Here is a 25,816-nt window from a genome sequence, read left to right as displayed (position 1 = left end):
GCAGGCAATCTGCCGGATGGCCATATGCTGTAAAGGCGATACAAACGAGAAGGGGGCCGATGGCCCCCTGAGTGTGCCCATCAGAGCACAGGATTTATTGCAAACACAAGCGGCGACCGCGTCGGGTCATCAGCATCACCAGAGGCGGCAGCAGCAGCCACATATGCAGTGCCAGCTGGCTGAGCGGGTCGTGCATCAGGGCACCGGTCAGGCCAACCAACGCGCCGGAGCCGCTCATCTGGAACAGGCCGAGCAGGGCCGCTGCGGTACCGGCGCAGTGGCCGAACGGTGCCAGCGCCATCCCGGCGGCCGAGCCCAGAATCATGGCAAAGCCGATGCTGGAGAGGAATACCGGCCCCATCATCGCCAGCGGATGTTCGATGTGCATGGCCAAAGTCAGGATGATAGCCGAGAGCATCAACACCAGCAGGCCGATGCGCAGGGTGCGTCTTGGCCCCACCTTGGCGATAAAGCGCGGCGCCATGAAGCAGGCCAGAATGTTGAGCGCGGCGTTGGCGGTAAACCAGTAGCTAAAGCCGCTCATATCCAGCCCCAGTTTCACCATCAGCTGCACCGGTGCGGCGGTGACATAAGCGAGGATCACCGCCATCGCCAGCATGCACAGCGCCGCATTGAACAGGAAGCTGGGGGAGCGCAGCACCGGGCTGTAGCGAGACCAGCTGATGAGGGCCCCTTCGCTGCGGGTCTCCTCCGGGCGGGTCTCCGGCATCCGCCACATCAGCCAGCTGCCGACGATGAGCGCATAACCGGCCATAAACCAGAAGTTGGCAGACCAGCCCGCTTTGGCGGTGAGCCAGCCACCGAGCAGGGGGGCCAGCGCAGGAATAAAACAGATGGCGCCATTGAGATAGGAGATCATCTGGCCGCTCTTTTTCGGGCCGTAGCTGTCACGCACCACCGAGAAGGCGGCGACCGAAGTGGCGCAGGCGCCGAAGCCCTGCAGCACTCGCGCCAGCATCAGCTCGCCGAGGCTGGCGGCAAAACCGGCCCCCAGCGCGCTCAGGCCATAGAGCAGCACGCCGCCCAGCGCGATGGGCTTGCGACCGTAGCGATCTGCGAGCGGGCCAACAAGCAGTTGCCCCAGCCCCATGCTGAACAGGAACCAGGTGATGGTGCCCTGCATCAGAGTTACTTCGGCGCCCAGCTGCTCGGCCATCTGCGGGATGGCGGGCAGGTAGATGTCGATAGCCAGCGGACTGAACAGCACCAGTAGTACGAGTAAAAGTATCAATGGCATCTGTCACCTCTTTAGTCAGCCAGGTTAATGAATTGGGGCGCGAGTCTACTGACTCACAGTAATGAATAGAAATGGTATTTAATCACTTTGGTTATTCCATTATGGAAACATGTATTAAAAAGCTGGTTATTCGATGGCGGCAAATCCCCCGCAACCCCATCACAGCGGGTGTAATTGACGCTTTTACTAAACGCTTGCGCCGCATAGAATGCGCAGATTATTTTTGCGGAGGTGCTCGATGAACAAGCTTGTCCTGGCAACAGGTAACCAGAAAAAGGTGAAGGAATTGGCCGCCATGCTGGCCGATATGAAGATCCAGGTGTTCCCACAGAGCGAGTTTGCGGTCTCCGATGCCGATGAGACCGGCACCACCTTCGTCGAGAATGCCATCATCAAGGCCCGCCACGCCGCCCGCATTACCGGTCTGCCCGCCGTGGCCGATGACTCCGGTCTGGAAGTCGATCTGCTGCAAGGGCGCCCCGGCGTTTACTCCGCCCGCTTTGCCGGTGTGGGTGCCGGCGACAAGGCCAACATCGAGAAGCTGCTCGGCGAGCTGCAAGGTGCCCCCGAGTATCTGAAGAGCGCCCGCTTCTGGTGTGTGCTGGTCTATATGCGCCACGCCGACGATCCCACTCCCATCATCTGTCAGGCGAGCTGGGAAGGGATGATCATCGACGAGCCGCGCGGTCAGCACGGTTTTGGCTATGACCCCATCTTCTTTGTGCCGGATCACGACTGCACCGCCGCCCAGATGCCCGCCGAGCTGAAAAACCAGCTGAGCCATCGCGGCCAGGCGCTGGCCAAGCTCAAAGCGGCGCTGGCTGCGGCGCACTGAGTCACTTCGCCACCTTGTTGGTTACACACGGTCAATTACACATAGTCATCTACAATGGGGGCCTTGAGCCCCCGTTTTATTGGAAGCCCCATGCTGCAACTGCCGCCGCTCTCTCTCTATATTCATGTGCCCTGGTGCGTCCAGAAGTGCCCTTACTGTGACTTCAACTCCCATGCCCAGAAGGGGGAGTTGCCTCACCTCGAATATGTCGCCGCCCTGCTGGAGGATCTGGATCAGGATCTGAAGTGGGCGCAAGGGCGGCCGCTCTCCTCCATCTTTATCGGCGGCGGCACCCCCAGCCTGCTGACGGTGGAGGCGATGCAAACCTTGCTGGACGGGGTGCGGGCCCGCATTCCGCTCACCGCGGATTGCGAGATCACCATGGAGGCCAACCCGGGCACGGTGGAGGCGGACAAGTTTGCCGGTTTCCAGCGCGCCGGCATCAACCGTATCTCCATCGGCGTGCAGAGCTTCCAGCAGGAGAAGCTGACCCGCCTCGGCCGCATTCACGGCCCGCAAGAAGCGCGCAAGGCCGCGGCACTGGCCCATGCCATCAAGTTGCCTACCTTCAATCTGGATCTGATGCACGGTCTGCCGGATCAGAGTCTGGATGACGCCCTTTATGACCTGCAGCAGGCGATCGACTGCGCCCCGCCGCACCTCTCCTGGTATCAGCTCACCATAGAGCCGAACACGGCATTTGCCTCCAAACCGCCCAAGCTGCCGGAAGATGACACCCTGTGGGACATCTACGAGCAGGGCCACGCCATGCTTACCGCCAGCGGTTATCGCCAGTACGAGATCTCGGCTTATGCCAAAGAGGGCTACCAGTGCCATCACAATCTCAACTACTGGCGCTTTGGTGACTATCTGGGAATCGGCTGTGGCGCCCACGGCAAGGTGACTGATCTCGCGGATCAGCAGATCCTGCGCACAGCCAAAGTGAAGCATCCGAAAGGGTATCTGGACAAGAGCCGTCCCTATCTGGACGAGCAGTGGCAGGTGACGGCAGACGATCTGCCGCTCGAATACTTTATGAACCGCTTCCGCCTGTTTGAACCGGCCCCCAAGGCGGAGTTCGAGGCCTATACCGGCTTGTCGCTGGAACGGGTGGAGACGGTGCTTGCCATCGCCCAAAGCAAGGAGCTTATCGAGGATCTGGGGGATAGCTGGCAGCTTACTTCTCTCGGCCACCGTTATCTCAACGTGTTGCTCGAACTGTTTATGGATGAGTGAGTGGCCTGTTGAGGCGCAACTTTGAGGTGGTGAGTTGGCGTTGCCAGACCTCGTTTTCAGTAAAAACAATCAGGGCACCTATGGTGCCCTGATTGTTTATGGTCGGTAGAAACCCGCTCAGTAGCAGACGCGGATCATCTGCTGTTGGCCGGGCTCCCACCGCTTGCCAAATTTGGCCTTGCGCTGGTAACTCCCCTTGCCCTTCTTGTTGCGCTCGACCCGGCTGCGAAACAGCGGATCGGAAAGCAGGGCATGCAGATGGTTATCCTTTATCTCGCCGCGCTGATGGGCATAGCGGCCCCCTTGCGCATCTTCCTCACGGGGGAGGACGGGTTGGTCGACCCGGATCTTGGCCATGATGGCTCCTCTTCTTTTCTCTTGGTGTGTTGATTCTTGTGTCTGGATGGTGGTTTTCGCTGCGAGCGCCTGTTCAGCTGAGCGCCCGGCAACCGGATGCACTGGCACCGGTTAAAAACGCGGCGATTTTGTCACCAAATTGCCGCCAGAGCAATGCGTCGGCGGCGCCGAGTCAGTCACACTGAGCCAGGCACGCTCAGTCAGGCATACCATGTCAGCCGTGAACCGGGTCATGCTGGTCGTGGCTATGATGCTCGTGATGGGCCGGGGCACCAGATTCCAGCGTCTCGAGGATGGCGCAGTGCTCCGCCGAGCGCGGCCCGCCGCAGCAGATATTGGAGAGCTCTCGCAGGTTGTCGCGAAAGCGGGTCAGTTCGATGATCTTCTGCTCCACCTGGGCCAGCTTGGTGTCGGCCACCGCTTTCACCTCCTGACAGGTGACTTTGGCCTTGTTGGTATCGAGGTCGAGCAGCTCGCCAATATCGGCCAGCGAGAATCCCACCGACTTGGCGCGAATGATGAACTCCAGCCGCCGCTTGTCCTGTTCACTGTAGAGGCGGTAGCCGGATTCGTTGCGGATCCCCGGTGAGATAAGCCCGTTCTTCTCGTAAAAACGCAGGGTATCTGCCTTGACCCCGCACACCTTGGCCAGTTCACCGATCCGATACATGCTCTCTCTCCCCTTGAATGTATGCCGCCACAAAAACCGGAATCCACTATCACCCCTTTGCCCATGGATTGCCAGCCAAGGGCATAAAAGGGGCAGATAAACATCTCCTGGCGACCCTTTTTCCCATAAAACACTGAAAGTGCAAACGTTTCGAGAAAATCAAGTGGAAAACGTTTAACGCCGCGCCAAATAAGGCTTTGCTGTTTCAAAAAATCCACCACAGGTCACATTTTTTGTGTAGAATACGCGCCCATAACAGAGCGCCGCACCAAGCGGGCATTTCCTAAAACGCTTTTGCCGGATATCGGGGCGAGAGTGGTTTGCGAAATCCCCCACTTCCATTTATTTGGGGACTCTCTGTGTTGAGCCTCGCCTCCCATGGAACGGTCCCCGTTATGTTGAGGACGATAGTGTGATGGAACAAGCTCGACCCATTCGCCGTGCACTGCTGAGTGTGTCTGACAAAACTGGCATTCTGGAATTTGCCAAGGCACTCAACGAGCGTGGTGTTGCCCTGCTCTCCACGGGCGGTACCGCCAAGCTGCTTGGCGAGGCGGGTCTGCCGGTGACCGAGGTCTCCGACTACACGGGTTTCCCTGAAATGATGGATGGCCGGGTCAAGACCCTGCATCCCAAGGTTCATGGCGGCATCCTCGGCCGTCGGGATCAGGATGACGCCATCATGGCCCAGCACGCTATCTCCCCCATCGACATGGTTGTCGTCAACCTCTACCCCTTTGCTGCAACCGTGGCCAAAGCGGGCTGCACCCTGGCCGATGCGGTCGAGAACATCGACATCGGCGGCCCGACCATGGTGCGCTCTGCCGCCAAAAACCATAAAGATGTCGCTATCGTCGTCAAAGCTGCTGACTATGATCGGGTTATTCGCGAGATGGATGCCAACGGCAACAGCCTGAAACTGGCGACCCGTTTCGATCTTGCCATCGCAGCCTTCGAGCACACCGCCGCCTACGACGGCATGATCGCCAACTACTTCGGCACCATGGTTCCTTCTTACGGTGACAACAAGGAGGGTGACGAGGAGTCCCGCTTCCCGCGTACCTTCAACAGCCAGTTCATCAAGAAGCAGGACATGCGTTACGGCGAAAACAGCCATCAGGCCGCCGCCTTCTACGCCGAAGAGCATGCCGCGCCGGGTTCCGTCTCCAGCGCTGTCCAGCTGCAGGGCAAGGCGCTCTCCTACAACAACATCGCTGATACCGATGCAGCGCTGGAGTGTGTGAAGGAGTTCGACGAGCCGGCCTGCGTCATCGTCAAACATGCCAACCCCTGCGGTGTGGCTATTGGTAGTGACCTGCTGAGTGCCTACGATCGCGCCTACCAGACCGACCCCACCTCCGCCTTTGGCGGCATCATCGCCTTCAACCGCGAGCTGGATGGTGCCACTGCCGCTGCCATCGTTGCCCGCCAGTTTGTCGAAGTGATCATCGCCCCGACCGTCAGCCAGGAGGCCCGCGATGCGGTCGCCGCCAAGCAGAACGTGCGTCTGCTCGAATGCGGTCAGTGGACGGCACCGGCGCAAGGCTTTGACCTCAAGCGCGTCAACGGCGGCCTGCTGGTACAGGAGCGGGATCTCGGCATGGTGACGCTGGGCGACCTGACCGTGGTCAGCAAGCGCCAGCCGACCGAGGCCGAGCTGCAAGATCTGCTGTTCTGCTGGAAAGTGGCCAAGTTCGTCAAATCCAACGCCATCGTCTACGCCAAAGATGGCCAGACCATCGGCGTCGGCGCAGGCCAGATGAGCCGTGTTTATTCGGCCAAAATCGCCGGTATCAAGGCGGCGGATGAAGGGCTGACCGTGGCGGGCTCCGTGATGGCCTCCGATGCCTTCTTCCCGTTCCGCGACGGTATCGATGCTGCCGCGCAGGCCGGTATCTCTTGCGTGATCCAGCCGGGTGGCTCGATGCGCGATCAGGAGGTGATCGATGCCGCCGACGAGCACGGCATGTGCATGGTGTTCACCAACATGCGCCATTTCCGTCATTGATGGGTCAGGGGCTGCCGATGGCGGCCCTTTTGTTGTCTCTTTTCAACTGACTATTTCCGCTGACTAACGGCCAGAGAGGCCGTCCAGTGACCACAAATAGAAGCGAGCGATACGATGAAAGTACTGATCATTGGCAACGGTGGCCGCGAACACGCCCTGGCTTGGAAGGCCAAACACTCCCCACTGGTACGTCACGTTTTTGTAGCGCCGGGCAACGCAGGCACCCAGCTTGAGCCGGGTGTCGAGAACGTCGCCATCGAGGCGACCGATATCGAAGGGTTGCTGGTCTTTGCCAAAGAGAAGCAGGTCGGCCTCACCATCGTCGGGCCGGAAGCGCCGCTGGTGAAAGGGGTGGTGGATGCCTTCCGCGCCGCCGGTCAGCCCATCTTTGGCCCGACCGCTGCCGCTGCCCAGCTGGAAGGCTCCAAGGCTTTCACCAAGGATTTCCTGGCCCGTCACGCCATTCCGACCGCCGAGTACCAGAACTTCACCGAAGTGGAGCCAGCACTCGCTTACTTGCGTGAGAAAGGCGCCCCCATCGTCATCAAGGCCGATGGTCTGGCGGCGGGCAAGGGGGTGATTGTCGCCATGACCTTGCAGGAAGCGGAAGACGCGGTGCGCGACATGCTCTCCGGCAATGCCTTTGGCGAAGCGGGCTCCCGGGTGGTGATCGAGGAGTTTCTGGAGGGGGAAGAGGCGAGCTTCATCGTCATGGTCGATGGCGAGCACGTGCTGCCGATGGCCACCAGTCAGGATCACAAGCGGGTTGGCGACGGTGATACCGGCCTCAACACCGGCGGTATGGGGGCTTATTCCCCGGCGCCTGTAGTGACCGCCGAGGTACATCAGAAGGTGATGGAGCAGGTGATCATGCCGACCGTGTGCGGCATGGCGGCCGAGGGCAACGTCTACACCGGTTTCCTCTACGCCGGTCTGATGATCGACGGTGCAGGCAATCCCAAGGTGATCGAGTTCAACTGCCGCTTTGGTGATCCCGAGACCCAGCCCATCATGCTGCGGATGCAATCCGATCTGGTGGAGCTCTGCCTGGCCGCTTGCGAAGGCAAGCTGGATCAGAAAGAGGCCATCTATGATCCCCGCGCCGCCATCGGCGTGGTGTTGGCGGCGGGAGGCTATCCCGGCGATTACAGTACCAATCACCCCATCAGCGGCTTGCCGGTGGATGAAGTGGCAGGAGAGAAGGTGTTCCATGCCGGTACCCGCCTGGAGGGCGATACCAGCCTGACCGCTGGCGGTCGTGTACTGTGCGCCACGGCGCTGGGCCATACGGTTGCAGAGGCTCAGCAGCGTGCCTATCAGCTCGCTGGCCGCATCAAGTGGGATGGCGTCTTCTACCGCAAGGATATCGGCTGGCGCGCCATTGCTCGCGAACAGGAGTAACTGACGCCAGCAAATGGCTAGTTGATTCAGACCCCGCTACGGCGGGGTTTTTTGTCGCTGTTTACCGCTTTCAACCATCCTCATGATGCGCGTCACCAGCGTTCAATCAGTTACCAAGCGCAAACAAGCGCGGTATATCTGTCACTATTTGCCACAAAAAACAGCATTTTTCACAAACGTTTCACCATGAGTCATGGCATCATGCTGGTGATGAATTCTTGTTTGGATTCATAAGTACCCCTAACAATTCGAGCATGTCGTTATATAAGGAAATCCCATGTTGAAAACCGTCCGCCCCCTGCTGCTGCCCCTGATGTTTGGCCTGATGACCCTGCCTGCCGTGGCGGGTGATCTGGAACAGCCGATGAAGAAGATTGGCTTCAACTACAAGCAGGCCGTCAAGGCTGATGATGCAGCCACCATGGAGAAGCACATCAACGAGATGAAAGCCCAGCTTGATGTGGCCAAGCAGAAGAACATGCCGGCCGCCAAGAAAGAGAAATTCCTTGAAGGGATGAACGAGGTACAGACCGAGCTGGACGCCAGCCTGGCCGCACTCAAGGCGGGTGATGAGGCCAAGGCGCGCGAACATCTGGCCAAGGTCAACGACCTGAAGAAGGAGTACCACAAATATGCCAAGCAAAAAGGGTGAGCCCTTTCGCTGGGATCCGCTGGTTCGCCTGACCCACTGGGGCTTGGCGGCGGTCTGCATCAGCAATCTCTGGGTTAACGAAGCGGGGGAGGAGTGGCACGAGTGGCTGGGTTACGGCGCCATTGGGCTGGTCTCCTTGCGTCTGCTCTGGGGGCTCACTTTTGCCCGTGGCTACGCCCGCCTTGGTGCCCTCATCCCCAGCGGTGAGGATTTTCGCCAGCAAGCGCGCGAGATGCGTGAGCGGCAGCCTCCGGCACCGGGTCATCACGGTAGCGGCAAGCTGGCCGTGTGGGCGCTCTGGCTGGTTGTGCTGGCCACTGCTGGCAGCGGCTGGTTTCAAAATACCGAGACGGGATTTGAACTGGGGGCTGACGAGTGGCATGAGTGGTGCGTGGTAGCGCTACAGGGGCTGATAGGTCTGCACCTGCTGGCCATCGTCTTCACCTCCTGGCGTCAGCGCAGCAATCTGGTTACCCGGATGTTGCCCGCCGGGCGGCGATCATCCATCCAGAGCGGCAGTAACGAGCAAACCTGAGGCTCAGCATTAGGCTCCTTGTCTCTGAGTGAGGCGCCTGATCCGGACCCTGCCCAGACCCGCCCATGGCGGGTCTTTTCTATGGCCTCCTCGAGCTCATCACTGGATATTGCCCGTTCGGCAGATGCAAAAAGGCCGCTCATGATGAGCGGCCTTTTTCAATTTGGTGGCCCCTGGGGGACTTGAACCCACGACCAATCGATTATGAGTCGACTGCTCTGACCAACTGAGCTAAGGGGCCAAATTGTGCGTTTAGCGGCGTGGATTATAGGGGAAGAGGAAAGGGCAGTCTATAGGCATATCAACCACTTGGCGACTAATTGTCCAGGTCGATAGAGGGTGCAAAGCGGGTCGCAAGGGTAAATGCCAGACAAAACAAAGCCCCGCATGGCGGGGCTTTGGCAGAGCAGTTTGACACAGGTCAGGACTATTCGTCCAGGAAGCTGCGCAGCACTTCCGAGCGGCTCGGGTGGCGCAGTTTACGCAGTGCCTTGGCTTCAATTTGACGAATACGCTCACGGGTGACGTCGAACTGTTTGCCCACTTCCTCTAGGGTGTGGTCAGTGTTCATGTCGATACCGAAACGCATCCGCAGTACCTTGGCTTCACGGGCGGTCAGGCCAGCCAGCACTTCGCGGGTGGCGTTGCGCAGGCTTTCGCTGGTCGCCGCATCCGCTGGCAGAGCCAGGGTGGTATCTTCGATAAAGTCGCCCAAGTGGGAATCTTCATCATCACCGATGGGCGTCTCCATGGAGATAGGCTCTTTGGCGATCTTCAGTACCTTGCGGATCTTGTCTTCCGGCATGCCCATGCGCATGGCCAGCTCTTCCGGGTTCGGTTCACGACCCATCTCCTGCAGCATTTGACGGGAGATACGGTTGAGCTTGTTGATGGTCTCGATCATGTGTACCGGGATACGGATGGTACGGGCCTGATCCGCGATGGAGCGGGTAATGGCCTGACGGATCCACCAGGTAGCATAGGTCGAGAACTTGTAGCCACGACGGTATTCAAACTTGTCTACCGCCTTCATCAGACCGATGTTGCCCTCCTGGATCAGGTCCAGGAACTGCAGACCACGGTTGGTGTACTTCTTGGCGATAGAGATAACCAGACGCAAGTTGGCCTCAACCATCTCTTTCTTTGCACGGCGGGCTTTGGCCTCACCGATGCTCATGCGACGGTTGATATCCTTGATCTGGGCAATCGACAGACCTGTCTCTTCTTCAATCTGCTGCAGCTTGCCGATGGCTCGCTGGATATCCTCGTCCATTTCAACCAGACGGGGAGACCAGGCTTTGCCAGCCTGCTTCTGGTATTCGAACCAGGCAGTTTCACACTCGTTGTTGGTGAAGGCCGCGACGAAGGTTTTCTTCGGCATCTTGGCCTGCTCAACGCAGAGCTTCATGATGATGCGTTCCTGCACGCGGACGCGCTCCATCATTTCACGCATGTTGTTGACCAAGCGATCGAACTGCTTGGGCATCAGGCGGAATTGACGGAATACATCGGCCAGCTGGGCGATGGCGGCCTGGGTATCTTCGTGCGCGCGACCATTCTTCTGAATGGAGAGGCGAGTCACTTCATACTGGGCACGCAGTTCGCCGAACTTCTCGCGAGCGACTTCCGGATCCGGGCCACCGTCACCGTCGTCGTCAGAGCTGTCGCCATCTTCGTCTTCGTCTTCTTCGTCTTCTTCATCTTCGTCGGCCAGATCGTCTTCGCCGAGCTCGGAACCGATATGCGTGGCGGTAGGCGCCATATCTTCAGTTTCGTTCGGGTCAATAAAGCCAGAGATGATGTCAGAGAGACGCAGCTGCTCGGCTTCATACTTGTCGTACTGTTCGAGCAGGTAAGTAATTGCTTCAGGGTACTCGGCTACGGAGCTTTGTACCTGGTTGATACCGTCTTCGATCCGCTTGGCGATGTCGATTTCGCCTTCACGGGTCAGCAGTTCGACGGTACCCATTTCCCGCATGTACATGCGGACGGGATCGGTCGTGCGACCAATCTCAGATTCAACAGATGCCAGAGCCTGGGCCGCTGCTTCGGCAGCGTCCTCATCGGCGGTACCACCTTCAGCCATGATAAGGTCATCGGCATCCGGAGCGTTTTCAACCACTTGAATGCCCATATCGTTGATCATCTGAATGATGTCTTCGATCTGGTCTGAATCGACAATGTCTTGCGGGAGGTGATCGTTCACCTCGGCATAGGTCAGGTAGCCCTGTTCTTTACCTTTGGCAACGAGGAGTTTAAGCTGAGACTGCGGGGTTTGCTCCATAGAACTCATCCGGTTGGTGTTGCTAGGTTGCGCGTACAGTGCGCTGCTGCGCAAATAGCCAATTCTAATAGAAAACCGCCAGACATGCTATGTCTGGTTGCGGCGTCGGTCATGAGAAACCCCTGCCCGCAGTATTGTCGGGGCCAGGCGGTTATAAAATTTTTGCTTTTCATCCCGTCGATTCGGGCAACGCTATCCATATTGGGACTAATCACTCAAATATCAAGCCCCACTCTCATTTCTTTTCTCAATTTGCACCTCTCTTATCAGCATCATCAGCTCTTGGGTTTCTTCGGAGCTTAGTCCTTCCTGAGCCACTTTGGCCTGCAATTCTTCGATCCGCTGTTTCAGAAACTGGTTGATGAAGCCGACGAAGGTGTCCTGCAATTCTCCCAGAATATCTGGCTCCTGATCGAGTTTGATCTCCTCGAACAGGTCGTGCATGGCCAGCTGAGCAAGGATTTCTCCCTCCTTGGTACCACGCCAGTGTTCCAGCAGGATACCGGTTGTGATACCGGGCTGTGCCAGGATTTGCTGGTGCAGTTGCAGCAGGAACTTGATGCCCTGTACGCGTAGCCCGGCCAATTCCGGCATGGGGGGAAGCTCAGCCGTTACTGCCGGATATTGCACCATCAGTGCCAGCGCACGCCGCAGTGGCGTCAGCTTGGCTGCCTTGGGTTTGTTGACCTCGGCCTTGGGCTGACTGTTGCGGGCAAAGAGCTCGGCGATGCGCTGCTTGTTCTCACCCCAGCGCATCATGCTGGAGAGGCGGGTGATCAGCCCTTCGCGGGTAAACCCTTCCGGTACGCGACGAATAAGCTCGGCGGCCTTGTTGGCCACTTCGAACTTGCCTGCCTCACCGGAGAGCGCCGCATCGCGACCGAGACGCTCGAACATGAAGTCGGCGAACGGTTGGGCTTCATCGAGCAGGGCTTCGAAGCCCTCCTTGCCGATCTGGCGTACCAGCGAGTCGGGATCCTCGCCATCGGGCAGGAACACGAACTTCAGCTCGCGGCCATCCTGCAGATGAGGGAGGGCATTATCCAGCGCACGCCAGGCGGCTTCACGACCGGCGTTGTCACCGTCGTAGCAGCAGACTACCTCGGCGGTGGTGCGAAACAGGGTGTGGATATGGTCGCTGGTCGTTGCAGTACCCAGCGCCGCCACCGCATAGTCGATGTCGTACTGACCGAGTGCCACCACATCCATGTAGCCTTCCACCACCAGGATCCGGCGTGGATCCTTGTGTGCCTGCTTCACCTCGTAGAGACCGAACAGCTCCCGCCCTTTATGGAAGATGGGAGTTTCCGGCGAGTTCAGGTACTTGGGGGTGCCATCACCCAGCACCCGGCCACCGAAACCGATAACCCGGCCACGCTTGTCGCGGATCGGGAACATGATGCGATCGCGGAAACGGTCATAACTGCCCGGGCCATTGTCACGGGTGATCAGCATGCCGCCCGAGATAAGCAGCTGTTCGTGATCCCGGCTGGTACCAAAGCGGCGGCGCACCTGATCCCAATCGCTGGGTGCATAGCCAATGTTGAATCGCTTGACCACTTCACCGGTCAGACCGCGGCCTTTGAGGTACTCCACCGCATGAGGGGCACTCTTGAGGTTGCTCTCGTAGAAGCGGGCGATCTGGTTCATCAGCTCGAACAGATCCTTGCTGACGGCGGGTTGGCTATTGGCCGAGCCGCCGATGCTCTGCTCGCGAGGTACCTGCATGCCCTGCATGCTGGCGAGCTCTTCGATGGCATCGGGAAATTCGAGACCGTCGTACTCCATGACAAAGCCGATGGCGTTACCGTGGGCGCCACAACCGAAACAGTGGTAGAACTGCTTCTCTTGGCTGACGGTAAAAGAGGGGCTTTTTTCGTTATGAAAAGGGCAGCAAGCCTGGTAGTTCTTACCGGCTTTTTTCAGCCGCACTCGCGAGTCGATCAGCTCGACTATGTCTGTGCGTACGAGCAGATCGTCGATAAAGGATTGTGGGATCCTGCCTGCCATAACCGTCCTGTTTCATTGCGGAGAAAATAAAAAAGCCGCGCATTCCAAGGGAAGCACGGCTTCTTCGACCAAACAAGAGAGTTGCCTGTTACGCCAAGCGGGTTTTCACCTGAGCACTGACGGCGCCGACATCGGCACGCCCCTGAATTTTCGGCTTCAAGACAGCCATGACCTTGCCCATATCAGCCATGACGGCAGCACCACTTTCAGTGATGGCTTGCTCGATCAGGGCAGCAATTTCATCTGCGGTCAGCTGTTGCGGCAGGAATTCCTGCAACACAACGATCTCGGCGGACTCTTTGTCGGCGAGATCCTGGCGACCGGCAGCTTCAAATTGGCTGATGGAATCGCGGCGCTGTTTGACCATTTTGGTCACGACAGCGAGGATATCCTCATCATTCAGCTCGATACGGGTATCGACTTCACGTTGCTTGATTTCTGCCATCAACAAGCGGATCGCTCCCAGACGTGCCTTATCTTTGGCAAGCATGGCGAGCTTTTGCTGATCCTTGAGTTGATCCTTCAGAGACACGGCAATATCTCCCGATTAGTACAGGCGGATACGACGTGCGTTTTCGCGAGACAGCTTCTTGGCGTGACGCTTGACTGCAGACGCTTTGGCGCGCTTACGAATGGTAGTCGGCTTCTCGTAGAACTCACGGCTACGAACTTCGGACAGGATACCGGCTTTTTCGCAAGAACGCTTGAAACGACGCAGAGCAACGTCAAACGGCTCATTTTCACGGACTTTGATTACTGGCATGTGCCTTTCACCTCAGTGATAAATTGTTAGCTGACCTTCAATCGATCAGCATGTCTTAAAATGGTGCGAAATTATACTCTGGACAGGGAATGAAAGTAAACCCGCAGAGATCGCTCTGGTTTAAAAAACCCGCGAAGGTTACCATAGCCGTCTCATTTTAGCAGTGAAATTTTTTAGCAATGCGTGTATTGGGCATAGAGACATCCTGTGACGAAACCGGGATCGCGATCTTCGACGATCAAAAAGGGATCCTTTCCCATCAGTTATACAGCCAGGTCAAGCTGCATGCGGACTACGGTGGCGTCGTCCCCGAACTCGCCAGCCGGGATCATGTTCGCAAGACGATCCCGTTGATCCAGGCCGCATTGCAAGAGGCGGGACTGGGCAAAGATGACATCGACGGCATCGCGTATACCGCGGGTCCGGGTCTGGTTGGCGCCATTCTGGTAGGCGCCACTATTGGTCGTTCGCTGGCGATGGCATGGAACAAGCCTGCTATCGCTGTCCACCATATGGAAGGGCACCTGCTGGCTCCCATGCTGGAAGAGAAAGCTCCCGAGTTCCCCTTCGTGGCGCTGCTGGTCTCCGGTGGTCACTCCATGTTGGTACGGGTTGATGGCATCGGCAGTTATCAGCTGTTGGGGGAATCCATTGATGATGCCGCTGGCGAAGCGTTCGACAAGACCGCCAAGCTGATGGGGCTGGACTATCCGGGTGGTCCGCTGCTCTCCCGTCTGGCCGAGAAGGGCACCACTGGGCGCTTCCACTTCCCCCGTCCCATGACTGATCGCCCAGGGCTCGACATGAGCTTCTCCGGCCTCAAGACCTTCACTGCCAACACCATCGCCGCCAATGGTGATGATGAGCAGACCCGTGCCGATATCGCTCGGGCGTTTGAAGATGCGGTGGTCGATACCCTGGCCATCAAGTGCCGTCGTGCCTTGAAAGAGACCGGTCTTAAGCGTCTGGTGGTTGCCGGTGGCGTCAGTGCCAACCGTCATCTGCGTGCCCAGCTGGCCGAGCTGATGGAGAGCCTCAAGGGCGAGGTGTTCTATCCACGCACTGAATATTGCACCGATAACGGCGCCATGATTGCCTATGCCGGTATGCAGCGCCTGAAAGCGGGCGTGTTCGAACCGCTGGCGGTCAAAGCCGTGCCGCGCTGGCCGCTGGATACCCTGGATCCGGTCTGATCCGACGGATCCCGCCTTCTGGCGTGGTGGTGAGTACCATGGTGGCCTACAGCTCCTGCAATCAGGCAGCGGTGGTTATACCGCCGCAGGCACGCTGTTGTGGTGTCTGCTGTCGCCGTGGTTGAGCCATCCGGATAATACGTCAGGTCTCTCGCTGCCAGACAGCCAAGCCAAGTACAGAGTAAAGAGATAAAAAAATCCCCGCCAACTGGCGGGGATTTTTGTTTGGTCATCGGCAGGCGATAGGATTACAGCAGGATGCCGCCGAAGAAGAAGCCCAGCGCCACGGCGATGGCGATGGTGGCGGTGCCCGGTACGAAGAAGGGGTGGTTGAAGACCGCCTTACCGATACGGGTGGAGCCGGTGTCGTCCATCTCTACCGCGGCCAGCAGGGTCGGGTAGGTCGGCAGTACAAACAGGGCGCTTACGGCTGCGAAAGAGGCAATCGCAGTCAGCGGGCTGACACCCAGTGCCAGTGCGGCAGGCATCAGTGCTTTGGTGGTGGCACCTTGTGAATAGAGCAGCATGGCGGCGAAGAACAGCACCACGGCAAGCAGCCAGGAGTACTGGTTCAGCAGGTCGCCAGCGATCAGCTGGATGGTGTCCATGTTGCCTTTCACGAAGACGTTACCCAGCCAGGCCACACCCAGTACGCAGATACAGGCGGACATACCGGACTTGAAGGTCGGCATGTTGGTGACCTGGGTAGCGTCCAGTTTGCACACCAGAGTCATGATGGTGGCCGCGGCCAGCATGATACCCATGATGGCACCGTCACGGGGGATCGGCGGGTTGGTGATCAGGCCAACTTTACCGGAGATGGCAGTGGCATAAGCCATGACAGCAACGATGGCGGCGATGAAGATCCAGACCGACAGCTTGGCGTACGGTTTGATCTCGAGCTTGGTAGTACCACGCAGTTTGATCAGGCCCTTGGCTTTGCGCTCCAGATAGACTTCGTCCTGCTCCAGCGGCTTGCCCATCATGTTGGCAATGAAGGCGCCCAGGATACAGGCCAGGAAGGTAGAGGGGATGCAGATGGCCAGCAGGGTCAGGTAGTCAACACCGAACGGCTCGAGCATGCCGGAGAAGGCAACCACAGCGGCAGAAATTGGGGAGGCTGTGATGGCGATCTGGGAAGCGACAACCGCGATGGAGAGAGGACGGGATGGGCGGATCCCTTGCTCTTTGGCCACTTCAGCGATCACCGGCAGGGTGGAGAAGGCGGTATGACCGGTACCGGCCAGCATGGTCATCAGGTAGGTGACCACCGGGGCGGCGAAGGTGATGTATTTGGGGTTCTTGCGCAGCGCTTTTTCTGCCAGGAAGACCAGGTAGTCCATCCCGCCAGCCAGTTGCATACAGGCGATGGCACAGATGACGGATGCGATGATCATGATCACATCCCAAGGGATGTAGCTGACCAGTTGATCGCTCGGGATGGGCATGCCCAGACCCCACGTCAAGACCAGTACCCCCAGACCACCGGCAAAGCCGATGCCGATGCTGCCTATCCGGGCCCCCAGATAGATAGCGGCGAGCACGACAAGTAACTCGATTCCAATCATAGCGATAACTCCATTTTTTAGTTTTTGGTTTTTATTTGGCAAAAAGCCAATTCCCGATCGGGCTGGGGATAAAGACCAATCGGGAACTGACTTTATGGGCCGGGAAGATCCCGGCCCACACTCGCTTATACGGCAGCTTCGCGGGTGAAACGCTTGGCTTTGTATTGCGGGTTCATCAGGTTCTCGATGGAGAGAATTTCGTCCAGCTGCTCGGCGCTCAGCAGGCCGCGCTCAAGAACGACTTCGCGGACGTTCTTGCCGGTCTGGGCACAGATCTTGCCGACGATATCCCCTTCGTGGTGGCCGATGAAGGGGTTCAGGTAGGTCACGATACCGATGGAGTTCAGCACGTGATTCATGCAGATTTCCGGGTTGGCGGTGATACCTTCCACGCACTTCTCGCGCAGGGAAATACAGGCTTTTTCCATCAGGCTCAGGGATTCGAACATCGCCTGACCAATCACCGGCTCCATGACGTTCAGTTGCAGCTGACCGGCTTCGGCGGCGAAGGTGATGGTGATGTCGTTACCGAATACCTTGAAGCAGGATTGGTTGACCACTTCCGGGATAACCGGGTTGACCTTGGCCGGCATGATGGAGGAACCCGCCTGCATTTCCGGCAGGTTGATCTCTTTCAGTGCAGTGCGCGGGCCGGAGGAGAGCAGACGCAGGTCGTTACAGATCTTGGACAGCTTCATGGCCAGACGCTTGATGGCGCCGTGCAGCATGACGTAGGCACCACAGTCTGAGGTCGCTTCGATCAGATCTTCTGCCGGCACATAGGCACGTCCGGTGATCTCGGCCAGACGCTTGATGGCCAGTGCAGAGTACTCGGGCGGAGTGTTCAGACCGGTACCGATGGCGGTCGCGCCCAGGTTCACTTCCAGCAGCAGCTCCTGGCAACGCTTGATGGACTTGATCTCTTCACGCAGGGTCACGGCGAACGCGTGGAACTCCTGACCCAGGGTCATCGGAACCGCATCTTGCAGCTGGGTACGGCCCATCTTCAGGATGTTTTTGAACTCTTTCGCTTTGGCATCGAATGCCGCGATCAGGTGCTCCAGCGCATGCAGGGTCACGTCAGTGCTGTTGACCACAGCAACGCGGAAACCGGTCGGGTAGGCATCGTTGGTGGATTGGCACTTGTTGACGTGGTCGTTCGGGTTGATGACGTCGTAACGGCCTTTCTCCAGACCCATGATTTCCAGGGCGATGTTGGCCAGTACTTCGTTGGTGTTCATGTTGACGGAGGTGCCGGCACCACCCTGGTAAACGTCGACCGGGAACTGGTCGAAGCATTTGCCGGTGTTCAGCATCAGGTCGCAGGCTTCTACGATCTTGTCAGCAATTTCAGGACGGATGGTACCCAGTTCACCGTTTGCCAGCGCAGCGGCCTTCTTGGTCAGCACCATACCGCGGACGAATTCCGGAACGTCAGAAATCTTCTGAGAGCTGATCTTGAAGTTCTCGACAGCGCGCAGGGTGTGCACACCGTAGTAGAGATCATTGGAAACTTCTTTGGTGCCCAGCAGGTCTTCTTCAATGCGGACGTTCTTGATGTCGCTCATTGTAATGCCTCAGAAATCAGATAAATGGAAAAATCCTCACCGAGTGGTCGCGAGTTCCTTGCGCACAGCTCATCCTGAAGCACCACACATCGAGTGGGGCGGTTGGGAGAATGACCTCCCGAAAAACTAATCAATATACTACTCCAATTGAGGTATCGGTTATTAGAGGTGGATCACTAAATTTGCGACATTTTCAAATTACTTTGAGGAAAGTACACATATGTTATGAAGTTTTTATCATGATGATTTTTATAAGTTTTTGTGACTTTTTGCTGATTTTTTAGATTGCTGATGACGTAGGAGTCAGTTGACCAACTTGAAAAGAGGGGGGCCGCCCCCATTTATTCAGGGCAGAAAGTGGTGATGACGGGGCGGCAAAATCGCCTCTGACCATCGTTGGATGGGCGCCACTTTTTCTCAATTTACCGGTGCTGGAGTAGATATGGGCAAGTTGTTTTTGTTGTTGGTGGGTCTGGTTGTGCTGGAGCTTACCGTGATGATCGAGGTCGGCTCGGTAATCGGGGCGCTGCCGACTGTCGGCTTGCTCATTCTGACTGCGGTATTGGGCTCCTCGCTGGTGCGCAGCGAAGGGATCAAGACCCTGTTCAGCGCCCAGCAAAAGATGCAGATGGGCGAGATGCCGGGCCGTGAGGTGATGGGGGGCATGATGCTGGCATTGGCTGGCTTGCTGCTGATTATCCCGGGTTTCGTGACCGACATTTTCGGTGTGCTGTTGCTGCAACCTTGGCTGCGCAACAAACTGGCTGACAAGCTGATCGGCAGCAGCCAGTTCCGGATGCAGATGGGTGGTTTCCAGCGTACTCAATCGCCGTTTGGCAACGCACCGTCCGATGATCATCTGGAGAACGCCAAGCAGGGCGGCACCACTATCGAAGGCGAATTTGAGCGTAAAGAGTAATCGACGAGACGAAAACCCGAGGCGAGTGACTGAATCAGGGTTTGCCCTGATGGCACAAGGCCTCGAAGCGGTGTCGGGCATACCACCATGCGAGGGTGCCCGCCGCCAGATTGGCCAGCAGTATTCCCAGATATATCCCCTGTTCTCCCCCTAGCTTTGCCCCCAGCCAGGCTCCTGGCAACAGAAAACCAAACAGTCGCAATCCGTTGAACAAGAACGAAATACTGGATGCTCGCACGCCATTTAGCGCCGAGGCCAGCAGCATCACCATGCCCTGAAAGCCATAACCGATCGGCACCAGATGCAGATAGAGAATGATGAGGCGAATGACCTGCGGATGATCGCTGAACAGGTTGGCGATGAGTGGCGCCAGTAGCCAGGTCAGGCCATAGATGGCGAGTTGGAACAGCAACGCAAACCTCATGCAGCTCTGCAGTGCAGCTTTGGCCCGGGCCGGATTGCCAGCGCCGCAGTTTTGCGAGATGAAAGGGGCCAGTACGGAGGCGAGGGCCATCATCACGATCAGCAGCAGCGCCTCAACCCGCGATGCGGCGCCGTAAGCGGCTACCACCTCGGTACCCAGTCCTGCAAAGATCGTCATCAGCACCGCATTGGCCAAGGGGTTGAGCATATTGGTAAAAGAGGCGGGGACGGCGACATGGAGCAAGGCCCGCCAGTGGGTCAGCAACCGAGCCCGCGGCGAGAGGCGCCACAGCAGCAAGCCCTCCCGATGACGCAGGATATAGAGGCTGACAAGCATCGCCATCAACCAGGAGAGAGAAGTCGCGATGGCGGCCCCGCGGATCCCCCATTCGGGAAAGGGGCCGATGCCGAAGATCAACAGAGGATCCAGTACTCCGTTGACCAACCCGGCTACGGCCATCACCAGACTGGGGGTTTTGGTATCGCCGGTCGCCCGGATGGCGGCATTGCCCACCATGGGCAGCACCAGCATGGGGACTGTGAGATACCAGATCAGCATGTAGTCATGGATGAGGGAGATAAGCTCGGCACTGGCCCCCAGCAGAGTAAACAGGGGTTTGATGGTGAGAGCGCCCCCCGCGGAGAGCAGGGCCACCATGATCACCGCCAGAAACAGGCTGTCGGTGGCGAGATGGGCCGCCTCATCGTGTTTGCCCTGCCCCAGGGTATGACCGATCACCGCTGACAATCCGGCGCCCAATCCCATCGCCAGCGAGGTAACCACAAAAGTGACGGGAAAGGTAAAACTGATGGCGGCCAGAGCTTCGGTTCCCAGCATACCGATAAAAAAGGTATCGACCAGATTGAAGGCCAGAATGGCGATGATGCCGAAGATCATGGGGCCCGTCATCTGGCGCAGTACGACCGGAATAGGGGCTGTCAGCATGGGGTTGGTGCGGGTCAAGGGCTCGTCTCTACAGCTGGCTTTGAAGGTTCTGGCATGGAAACCGGGCGGCTTGAAGCGAGCTTGCTCCAGGGGGCGGACATGGTTGAACCATCGAAGATGTTTATAGTACGTGAAAAATTTTTTTTTGTATTTGCCCTTGAAGGGTTAGCAACTCTGCCCCACATCAGGGACATATCTAATTTGGCCTGGAACGGCCATTCCTCAAAGCAACAATGAGACTCATTTTGGGAGAGTTATCGATGAAAATTCGTCCACTGCACGACCGCGTCATCATCAAGCGCATCGAAGCTGAAGCCAAATCTGCCGGCGGTATCGTCTTGACTGGTACTGCGGCCCAGAAGTCCACCCGTGGTGAAGTGCTTGCCGTGGGGACTGGTCGCATCCTGGATAATGGCGAAGTCAAAGCGCTGGCCGTGAAGGTTGGTGACAAGGTTATCTTCAACGAAGGCTACGGTGTTAAGACCGAGAAGCTGGATGGTCAGGACGTCCTGATCCTCTCCGAAACCGACATCCTGGCGATTGTCGAAGAGTAATCCATCCTCCTTTTCCCCGAATTGATTTAAGGATTGAAGAAAAATGGCAGCTAAAGACGTTAAGTTTGGTAACGAAGCCCGCATCAAGATGCTGGAAGGCGTAAACATCCTGGCTGATGCCGTCAAGGTGACTCTGGGCCCGAAAGGCCGCAACGTGGTGCTGGACAAGTCCTTCGGCGCCCCGACCATCACTAAAGATGGTGTGTCTGTTGCGCGCGAAATCGAGCTGGAAGACAAGTTCCAGAACATGGGCGCCCAGATGGTCAAGGAAGTGGCTTCCAAGGCGAACGATGCCGCCGGTGACGGTACCACTACTGCAACCGTTCTGGCTCAGGCTATCGTCAACGAAGGTCTGAAAGCCGTTGCCGCCGGTATGAACCCGATGGATCTGAAGCGCGGTATCGACAAGGCCGTTGTGGCTGCTGTTGCCGAGCTGCAAGCGCTGTCTCAGCCGTGTGCCGACAGCAATGCCATCGCTCAGGTGGGCACCATCTCCGCCAACTCCGACGAGAAAGTGGGCAAGCTGATTGCCGAAGCCATGGACAAAGTGGGTCGCGATGGCGTCATCACCGTTGAAGATGGTCAGGGTCTGGAAGATGAGCTGGCAGTTGTTGAAGGTATGCAGTTCGACCGCGGCTACCTGTCCCCCTACTTCATCAACAAGCAAGAGACCGGTTCTGTTGAACTGGACGACCCGTTCATCCTGCTGGTTGACAAGAAAGTCTCCAACATCCGCGAAATGCTGCCGGTGCTGGAAGGCGTTGCCAAAGCTGGCAAGCCGCTGCTGATTGTTGCTGAAGACGTAGAAGGCGAAGCCCTGGCGACTCTGGTGGTTAACACCATGCGCGGTATCGTGAAAGTGGCTGCCGTCAAGGCGCCTGGCTTCGGTGACCGTCGCAAGGCCATGCTGCAGGATATCGCCGTACTGACTGGCGGTACTGTCATCTCCGAAGAAGTGGGCATGGAGCTGGAAAAAGCGACTCTGGAAGATCTGGGTCGTGCCAAGCGTATCGTCATCACCAAAGAGAACACCACCATCATCGATGGCGTGGGTGATGCCGGTGTGATCGAAGGCCGTGTTGCCCAGATCCGTCAGCAGATCGAAGAGACCTCTTCCGACTACGATCGTGAGAAGCTGCAAGAGCGCGTAGCCAAGCTGGCTGGCGGTGTTGCCGTGATCAAGGTTGGCGCAGCCACCGAAGTCGAGATGAAAGAGAAGAAAGCACGCGTTGAAGATGCCCTGCACGCTACCCGCGCCGCGGTTGAAGAAGGCGTGGTTGCCGGTGGTGGTGTTGCGCTGGTTCGCGTTGCTGCCAAACTGGCGGGTCTGCGCGGTGACAACGAAGACCAGAACGTCGGTATCAAGGTTGCCCTGCGCGCCATGGAAGCCCCGCTGCGTCAAATCGTCATCAACGCCGGTGAGGAAGCCTCCGTCATTGCCAACGCAGTGAAGAACGGCGAAGGCAACTTCGGTTACAACGCTTACAGCGAACAGTATGGCGACATGCTGGCCATGGGCATCCTGGATCCGACCAAGGTAACCCGTTCCGCCCTGCAGTTTGCCTCTTCCATCGCCGGTCTGATGATCACCACCGAGTGCATGGTCACCGAACTGCCGAAGAAAGATACCCCTGCAATGCCTGACATGGGCGGCATGGGTGGCATGGGCATGATGTAATCATCCCCCCTTGCTCTGTTTGACAAACGGCTCGCTCAAGGCGAGCCGTTTTTTTATATCTGGCTAAACTGAGTCTGTTGAGACAGCAAATCTGGGGGCGATATGAAAATGTTTGGTTGGCTGACACTACTGTGTTCATTGGTCATCATGCCGGTGATGGCTGCTGAGGCGCTGACTGGGCCGGTGATCCTGAAAGTGGGTGGTAACATCAGGTCGGCAGACGAAGTTGATGGCAAGGTGTTGTTTGATCTGGCCAAACTGCAGGCTCTGCCGCAACATGAGATAGTGACCGGCAACCCGTGGGTGGATAAGCCACACACCTACAGAGGCCCAAAACTGGCAGATGTGTTGGCTGCAGTCGGTGCGGATGGCAAGACCATTACGTTGACGGCGCTGAATAGTTTCCAAGTCCGCATTGAATGGGACAAGGTTGCCAAATACGAGCCCATCCTTGCATGGGAAGACAACGGCGCTGTCATGCGGGTGCGTGACAAGGGGCCGGTCTGGTTTATGCTGCCTCTTGATCAATATCCGGAATTGAAGCGATCCGAATATACCGACATGATGATCTGGCAGCTGGATTTGATAGACATTCAGCACTGATAAAAACAGCACGGGAGCATGGGGTGAAAGGAAAGACCAGGGCGTGGCCACTGCTCGTCATTCTGTATGTATCCATCCTGTTGTTTACCGGGAGCACCCTCTATTGCCTGATGCAGATCCAGAATGCGACCAGAGCGATGGAGAAATACACCTATGATGTCTCCTGGGCGCTGATGCAGTTGCAGCTGGAGCTCGGGCGTTTCCTCAATGCGGTAGAGGTCTATCACTATGGCGGGATTGATCATGACACCTTGATGTTGCGTTATGACATTCTCTGGAGCAGAACGCCCATCCTGTTGAGCGGCCAGCTGCGCAAGAGCATGCAGGACAAGCAGAAAACCTTGCGTCTGGTGCAGCTGATTGAAACCAATATTCGCCAAATAGAGCCCGACATCACCAAGTTGCAAAGCGGGGCATCTGACTATCAGCAGATCATGATGCGCCTTGCCCCGCTGCAAGAGCCGCTCTCCTACTCCCTCGCTTCTGTGATGCAGAAGAACATTAACGTCTATTCCGAGAACGATCGCCATTTTGGCCAATTGCGCAATGCCTTGTTGCTGATGGTCTCCGGTCTGGTCATGTCAGTGTTGCTGCTCAGCATGCTGCTTATATATGAAGGGCGTCGTCATTTCAGAGCGGCCAGACGGGATCCGCTGACCGGGTTGTCCAATCGGGTTGCCCTACTGGAACGGATGGAGCTGTACGCCACACAGGAAGTGCCGTTTGGACTGGTGCTGGTCGATATCAACGACTTCAGGGATATCAACAGCAAGTTTGGCTATGACACCGGTGATTATCTGCTTTGTGAGTTTGCCACCCGGATCAGAGTGCTCTGTGAAGAGGGGGAGTGGAGTGGACGTCTGGGGGGAGATCAATTTGCCATTATTCAGCGTGGCAGCAGCGATCTGCGTCAGGTCAGGGAGCTGGTAGCTCGATTGCTGCATGCGCTGAAGCAAGATATCGTCTATGACAACTATCCCTTCCGGCTTGAAGTCGGGATCGGGATTGCCTTCTATCCGATGGACAGCGACAAGACTCAGGAGTTGTTGAGTCGTGCGGAACAGGCCCTGTTCCATAGTCGCAAGACCCATGTCCCCTATGTGATTTACGATAACTCCTTGCTCAACGAGACGGCGCGGCGCAAACATCTGGCGTCGGACATGATCATGGCGCTGGAACACAATGCGCTGGAACTTTATTACCAACCCATCGTCAATCTCGAGAGTGGCCGCTGCGAAGCTGTCGAGGCTCTGCTGCGCTGGCGGCATCCTGAGCTCGGTTTCATTCCGCCAAACGAAGTGATTATGGTGGCTGAGGAGTTCCAGCTTGCCGAACGGGTTGGCAGCTGGGTGCTGAACACCGCTTGTGAGCAGCTCTATCAGTGGCACCAGCTTGGTATGGTTGATCTGCAAATGTGTGTGAATATCTCGCCAGGCATGTACCAACGTAATTTGCTCAAACTGGTGGCCAAGGCATTGATGGAGCACCACCTGCCTGCCCGTAGCCTGGTCTTGGAGGTCACGGAAGATACCACCATGCGGGAAGTGAAGAACTCGCTGCAACTGATGCAGGATCTCAATCAGCAGGGGGTACTGCTGGCATTAGACGATTTTGGGACTGGCTATTCATCTTTGAGTTATCTGCAAAAGTTACCGGTCAGCAAGGTGAAGATCGACCGCTCCTTTATACAGGGCATTGACACTTCACTGGAGGCATCCGAACTGGTCGCCAATATTTGCCGGATGGGGTCGATGTTGGGCAAGAGTCTGGTGTGTGAAGGGATTGAGACACAGGCCCAGTTGGATGTGCTGCGATCCCTGACCGATATCCACTTGTATGGACAGGGCTATCTGTTCAGCCGACCGGAGCAGGCGGAGAAAATCTATCAGACCTTGTTGGAGATGGAGGAGCTTTGGCTGGCGCGTCAACAATCCGAAATGGCTTATATGAGTTGAGAGGGGGCTTGCCTGTCATCCGCCTCCAGAATGTGTGATTTAGCTCGAACTTTCTTCTTTTTGTTTGTTGTTTGAACGGTTGTGAGGTTTTATCAAAAAAACATGCAATTTAGCCTTGCCAGAAAGAATCTGTTCCCTATAATGCGCCTCCATCGACAGGGCAAGCGGCAACGCAAACAACCTCGTCGATAACCTCGAAAAGCCTTTGCAAATAAGGCTTGACTCGAGAAGGCGGTTGAGTAGAATGCCACTCCCGCAGCAACGAAGTGTTGCGTCGCTCTTTAACAATTTGAATCAAGCAATCTGTGTGGGCACTCACAGCATCGAACATCAAAAACAATTTTTGATTTTCAATGTCTGGTGAAGTGACCAAGACGATTTCTTAGCAATAAGAAGTCGA

22 protein-coding genes and 1 tRNA gene are annotated in these 25,816 nt (G+C 57.1%); 12 read left to right on the top strand and 11 right to left on the bottom strand.

Annotated elements, in window-relative coordinates:
- Positions 1–94: 94 nt before the first annotated feature.
- Positions 95–1,258: a multidrug effflux MFS transporter gene (locus OKC43_RS12055; RefSeq protein WP_162506388.1), complete on the bottom strand. Its 1,164-nt coding sequence runs from the start codon at positions 1,256–1,258 to the stop codon at positions 95–97.
- A 238-nt stretch (positions 1,259–1,496) separates the two neighbouring features.
- On the opposite strand from OKC43_RS12055, the gene rdgB reads away from it, so the two are divergent.
- Together rdgB and hemW are read left to right on the top strand one after the other, a co-directional pair.
- Positions 1,497–2,093 carry an RdgB/HAM1 family non-canonical purine NTP pyrophosphatase gene (gene rdgB, locus OKC43_RS12050; protein ID WP_236272800.1) on the top strand — a complete coding sequence of 199 codons (597 nt, stop codon included), beginning with the start codon at positions 1,497–1,499 and terminating at the stop codon, positions 2,091–2,093.
- Between the two features lie 90 nt (positions 2,094–2,183).
- Positions 2,184–3,329 carry a radical SAM family heme chaperone HemW gene (gene hemW / locus OKC43_RS12045; RefSeq protein WP_236272799.1) on the top strand — a complete coding sequence of 382 codons (1,146 nt, stop codon included), beginning with the start codon at positions 2,184–2,186 and terminating at the stop codon, positions 3,327–3,329.
- A 117-nt stretch (positions 3,330–3,446) separates the two neighbouring features.
- On the opposite strand, the gene OKC43_RS12040 is transcribed toward hemW, so the two are convergent.
- Positions 3,447–3,686: an alternative ribosome-rescue factor A gene (locus OKC43_RS12040; protein ID WP_199427858.1), complete on the bottom strand. Its 240-nt coding sequence runs from the start codon at positions 3,684–3,686 to the stop codon at positions 3,447–3,449.
- A 214-nt stretch (positions 3,687–3,900) separates the two neighbouring features.
- A complete protein-coding gene (zntR, locus tag OKC43_RS12035; protein ID WP_199427857.1) occupies positions 3,901–4,356 on the bottom strand; it encodes a Zn(2+)-responsive transcriptional regulator in 456 nt (151 codons plus the stop codon).
- Between the two features lie 415 nt (positions 4,357–4,771).
- Here zntR and purH point away from each other — a divergent pair, with 415 nt between their 5' ends.
- The 4 genes from purH to OKC43_RS12015 all read left to right on the top strand — a co-directional run bounded on the left by purH (position 4,772) and on the right by OKC43_RS12015 (position 8,952).
- Positions 4,772–6,364, top strand: a complete 1,593-nt coding sequence (purH, locus tag OKC43_RS12030; RefSeq protein WP_199427856.1) for a bifunctional phosphoribosylaminoimidazolecarboxamide formyltransferase/IMP cyclohydrolase — start codon at positions 4,772–4,774, stop codon at positions 6,362–6,364.
- A 114-nt stretch (positions 6,365–6,478) separates the two neighbouring features.
- Positions 6,479–7,765, top strand: coding sequence for a phosphoribosylamine--glycine ligase (purD, locus tag OKC43_RS12025; protein ID WP_236272798.1), 1,287 nt, complete (start codon positions 6,479–6,481; stop codon positions 7,763–7,765).
- 277 nt (positions 7,766–8,042) lie between these two features.
- On the top strand, positions 8,043–8,417 hold the full coding sequence (locus tag OKC43_RS12020) for a cytochrome b562 (protein ID WP_005349056.1): 375 nt from the start codon (positions 8,043–8,045) through the stop codon (positions 8,415–8,417).
- A complete protein-coding gene (locus OKC43_RS12015) occupies positions 8,398–8,952 on the top strand; it encodes a cytochrome b/b6 domain-containing protein (protein WP_201994812.1) in 555 nt (184 codons plus the stop codon). Before OKC43_RS12020 ends, OKC43_RS12015 begins: the two co-directional genes overlap by 20 nt.
- A 164-nt stretch (positions 8,953–9,116) precedes the next feature.
- Here OKC43_RS12015 and OKC43_RS12010 read toward each other — a convergent pair.
- From OKC43_RS12010 to rpsU, 5 genes are all read right to left on the bottom strand, one after another.
- Positions 9,117–9,193, bottom strand: a tRNA-Ile gene (locus tag OKC43_RS12010).
- Between the two features lie 186 nt (positions 9,194–9,379).
- Positions 9,380–11,275 carry an RNA polymerase sigma factor RpoD gene (rpoD, locus tag OKC43_RS12005; protein WP_263718854.1) on the bottom strand — a complete coding sequence of 632 codons (1,896 nt, stop codon included), beginning with the start codon at positions 11,273–11,275 and terminating at the stop codon, positions 9,380–9,382.
- A gap of 183 nt (positions 11,276–11,458) precedes the next feature.
- On the bottom strand, positions 11,459–13,246 hold the full coding sequence (gene dnaG / locus OKC43_RS12000; protein WP_005340565.1) for a DNA primase: 1,788 nt from the start codon (positions 13,244–13,246) through the stop codon (positions 11,459–11,461).
- 88 nt (positions 13,247–13,334) lie between these two features.
- Positions 13,335–13,778 carry a GatB/YqeY domain-containing protein gene (locus OKC43_RS11995; RefSeq protein ID WP_005349081.1) on the bottom strand — a complete coding sequence of 148 codons (444 nt, stop codon included), beginning with the start codon at positions 13,776–13,778 and terminating at the stop codon, positions 13,335–13,337.
- A 15-nt stretch (positions 13,779–13,793) separates the two neighbouring features.
- Positions 13,794–14,009: a 30S ribosomal protein S21 gene (rpsU, locus tag OKC43_RS11990; RefSeq protein ID WP_005309452.1), complete on the bottom strand. Its 216-nt coding sequence runs from the start codon at positions 14,007–14,009 to the stop codon at positions 13,794–13,796.
- Between the two features lie 179 nt (positions 14,010–14,188).
- Here rpsU and tsaD point away from each other — a divergent pair, with 179 nt between their 5' ends.
- Positions 14,189–15,202, top strand: a complete 1,014-nt coding sequence (gene tsaD, locus OKC43_RS11985) for a tRNA (adenosine(37)-N6)-threonylcarbamoyltransferase complex transferase subunit TsaD (protein ID WP_005349085.1) — start codon at positions 14,189–14,191, stop codon at positions 15,200–15,202.
- A 248-nt stretch (positions 15,203–15,450) separates the two neighbouring features.
- Here the strand turns inward: tsaD and OKC43_RS11980 are convergent, their stop codons facing one another.
- Positions 15,451–16,770 (bottom strand): anaerobic C4-dicarboxylate transporter, encoded by a 1,320-nt coding sequence (locus tag OKC43_RS11980; protein ID WP_021229055.1) that lies wholly within the window; start codon positions 16,768–16,770, stop codon positions 15,451–15,453.
- 125 nt (positions 16,771–16,895) lie between these two features.
- Positions 16,896–18,338 (bottom strand): aspartate ammonia-lyase, encoded by a 1,443-nt coding sequence (gene aspA, locus OKC43_RS11975; protein ID WP_005340569.1) that lies wholly within the window; start codon positions 18,336–18,338, stop codon positions 16,896–16,898.
- A gap of 442 nt (positions 18,339–18,780) precedes the next feature.
- Here aspA and OKC43_RS11970 point away from each other — a divergent pair, with 442 nt between their 5' ends.
- The gene (locus tag OKC43_RS11970; protein WP_216949647.1) at positions 18,781–19,257 is read left to right on the top strand and encodes an FxsA family protein; all 477 of its coding nucleotides are present in this window, start codon (positions 18,781–18,783) and stop codon (positions 19,255–19,257) included.
- Between the two features lie 34 nt (positions 19,258–19,291).
- Here the strand turns inward: OKC43_RS11970 and OKC43_RS11965 are convergent, their stop codons facing one another.
- Positions 19,292–20,626, bottom strand: a complete 1,335-nt coding sequence (locus OKC43_RS11965) for an MATE family efflux transporter (protein WP_235655430.1) — start codon at positions 20,624–20,626, stop codon at positions 19,292–19,294.
- A gap of 260 nt (positions 20,627–20,886) precedes the next feature.
- On the opposite strand from OKC43_RS11965, the gene OKC43_RS11960 reads away from it, so the two are divergent.
- From OKC43_RS11960 to OKC43_RS11945, 4 genes are all read left to right on the top strand, one after another.
- Positions 20,887–21,180 carry a co-chaperone GroES gene (locus tag OKC43_RS11960; protein WP_005340573.1) on the top strand — a complete coding sequence of 98 codons (294 nt, stop codon included), beginning with the start codon at positions 20,887–20,889 and terminating at the stop codon, positions 21,178–21,180.
- Between the two features lie 43 nt (positions 21,181–21,223).
- Positions 21,224–22,858 (top strand): chaperonin GroEL, encoded by a 1,635-nt coding sequence (gene groL / locus OKC43_RS11955; protein WP_005340575.1) that lies wholly within the window; start codon positions 21,224–21,226, stop codon positions 22,856–22,858.
- Positions 22,859–22,960: 102 nt separating this feature from the next.
- Complete coding sequence (locus tag OKC43_RS11950; RefSeq protein WP_019444953.1) at positions 22,961–23,461, top strand: molybdopterin-binding oxidoreductase; 501 nt, start codon at positions 22,961–22,963, stop codon at positions 23,459–23,461.
- Positions 23,462–23,484: 23 nt separating this feature from the next.
- Positions 23,485–25,416: a putative bifunctional diguanylate cyclase/phosphodiesterase gene (locus tag OKC43_RS11945; protein ID WP_115523289.1), complete on the top strand. Its 1,932-nt coding sequence runs from the start codon at positions 23,485–23,487 to the stop codon at positions 25,414–25,416.
- The last annotated feature ends 400 nt before the right edge of the window (positions 25,417–25,816 follow it).

The organism is Aeromonas sp. Y289-2 (assembly GCF_027705925.1).
Lineage (GTDB): Bacteria > Pseudomonadota > Gammaproteobacteria > Enterobacterales > Aeromonadaceae > Aeromonas > Aeromonas veronii.
The sequence above is the reverse complement of the archived record's forward strand: the minus strand, read 5'-3'. Positions and strand labels throughout refer to the sequence as shown.